This is a genomic window from Sphingopyxis sp. (genome assembly GCF_035565275.1).
Lineage (GTDB): Bacteria > Pseudomonadota > Alphaproteobacteria > Sphingomonadales > Sphingomonadaceae > Sphingopyxis.
Genome location: NZ_DATMST010000223.1, coordinates 1 through 2291 on the forward strand (window position 1 = coordinate 1; position 2291 = coordinate 2291).

At 67.8% G+C, this 2291-nt stretch carries 3 protein-coding genes; 1 reads left to right on the forward strand and 2 read right to left on the reverse strand.

Annotated elements, in window-relative coordinates:
• Positions 1 to 359, reverse strand: a 359-nt coding sequence (gene secG, locus VN047_RS15560; RefSeq protein ID WP_325544227.1) for a preprotein translocase subunit SecG, incomplete at its 3' end; no start/stop codon positions are given.
• Positions 360 to 460: 101 nt separating this feature from the next.
• On the reverse strand, positions 461 to 1207 hold the full coding sequence (tpiA, locus tag VN047_RS15565) for a triose-phosphate isomerase (protein WP_325544229.1): 747 nt from the start codon (positions 1205 to 1207) through the stop codon (positions 461 to 463).
• A gap of 179 nt (positions 1208 to 1386) precedes the next feature.
• Between tpiA and VN047_RS15570 the strand changes: the two genes are divergently transcribed.
• Positions 1387 to 2291: peptidylprolyl isomerase (locus tag VN047_RS15570; RefSeq protein ID WP_325544231.1), on the forward strand; the 905-nt coding region annotated here is incomplete at its 3' end.

A 2291-nucleotide genomic window follows, 5' to 3' on the forward strand; every position in this document is an offset into this window, starting at 1 on the left:
GCTTGTCCCGGAGCGGCGCCGGCAGGGGCCGCAGGCTGCGCCGGACCGGTCAGCGACGATGTTGCCCCGCCCGTCTGCGGCTGGGCCGTCTTCGACAGCGAGGTGTCGATCGTCGAACCGCTGCGGCCGACCGAAGCCATCGCCGCGAGGACGATCGACAGCCCGACGAACGCCGTGGCGAGGATCGTCGTCGCCCGGGTCATGAAATCCGCCGCGCCGCGCGCCGAAAGCAGGCCCGCAGGGCTGCCGCCGACACCCAGGCCGCCACCTTCCGACTTCTGCATCAGAATGACGCCGATCATCACCGCGGCGACGAGCGCCTGGACGACGAGCAGGAAGGTGAAGAGACTGGACATCATGTTTTCCCGAACTTGCGCGGCCTCACACGGACCGCGCCCGCGGCGCACATAGAGACGAAGCGGCTTGGCTTCAACCCATACCTGCCTGCGCGGAGGCGACGTTATAGCCCGGCGGCAGCCTCCACAATCGGCACGAACTTCGCCGCGGTCAGGCTCGCACCTCCGACCAGCGCTCCGTCGACATCACCGACACCCAGCAGTTCGGCCGCGTTCTCGCCGTTGACCGAGCCGCCGTAAAGGATGCGGACGGCCTGCGCGGTCTCGGCTCCGTAGCTCGACAGGGCGCGGCGGATCGCGCCATGCATCGCGGCCACATCGTCGATCGTGGGCACCAGCCCGGTGCCGATCGCCCAGATCGGTTCATAGGCGATGGCAAAACGCGCCGGATCGACATTTGCGGGCACCGAGCCCGCGACCTGCGTCAGCACAAATTCGATCGCACCGCCCGATTCGCGGACCTCGCGCGGCTCGCCGACGCACAGGATCACCGACAGCCCTGCTGCGAGCGCAGCCTCGGCCTTGGCGCGGACATCGGCGTCGCTTTCGCCGAAACCCTCGCGCCGTTCGCTATGCCCGACGATTACCAGACTGGCGCCGATATCGGCAAGCATCGGCGCCGCGATCGATCCGGTGAACGCACCCGACGCGGCGCTGTGGCAATCCTGTCCGCCGACCGGGGCGCCGCGCGCGGCGGCGACCATCGCACCGATCAGCGTGAACGGCGGGCAGATCGCGACCTCGACCGCCGGATGGCCGTCAGCCGCGGCAAAGATTGCCTGCGCCTCGGCGATCGATGCCGACACGCCGTTCATTTTCCAGTTGCCGACTACATATTTGCGCCGCGCCATCGCCTTGTCTCTCCCGTCACAGAATGATGCCCGTGCCCTAGCGGCGCGCGGGGGAGATAGGCAAGCCGCGTCGCACGGGACATGAAAAGCCCCTTTCCCGCCTTGAAGCGTCGCCGCCTCCCGCCTAAAGCAACGCGCAAACGCGCATGTCTGCGCCCTGCCGAAAGAACGCACGCTTCATGATCACCGCCATCCGCCGCATGTTTTCCTCGACGATCGGCAAGTTCCTCGCGCTCGCCTTCGTCGCCTTGGTCGGTCTCGCGTTCGCGCTGGGCGACGTGACGGGCAATTCCGGCTTCGGCGGGCTCGGCGGGGCCAATGTCGCCAAGGTCGGCAGCGAGGAGATCGGCGTCGGCGAACTGCGTGACCGCGTCCGCCTCGCCTATAATCAGGCACGGCAGGACCAGCCCGGCATGACGATGGCGGCTTTCGTCGAATCGGGCGGGCTTGATCAGGTGCTGAACCAGATGATCGACGGCCGCGCCTTCGACCAGTTCGCGGGCAAAATCGGCCTCAGCGTCAGCAAGCGGCTGATCGACGGCCGGATCGCCGACATTCCCGCCTTTGCCGGCGTGTCGGGCAGCTTCGACCAGAAGCGCTTCGAAACCTTCCTGCGCGAAAACGGCATGACCGAAGCCCAGCTGCGTCAGGACCTGCGCCAGCAGATCCTGCTCGAACAGCTCGCCGCGCCGATCGGCATGATGCCGCGCATCGCCCCCGGCATCGCGCAGCCCTATGCCGCACTGCTGCTCGAACAGCGCCGCGGACAGGCGACCTTCATTCCGTCGAGCCCCTTTGCGCCGACCGCCGATCCGGGCGACGCCGCGCTGCGCAAATATCTGACGCAAAATGCCGCGAAGTTCACGGTGCCCGAACGCCGCATCATCCAGTATGCGCAGTTCGACCGCAGCGCCGTCCCGGTTCCCGCGGTGACCGATGCCGAAATCGCCAAGGTGTACAAGGACAATGCCGCCAAGTTCGCCGCCAGCGAAACGCGCCGCTTCGCGCAGGTGATCGTTCCCGACCAGGCCGCGGCGAACGCGCTCGCCGCCAAGATTCGCGGCGGCACGTCGCTCGCCGCCGC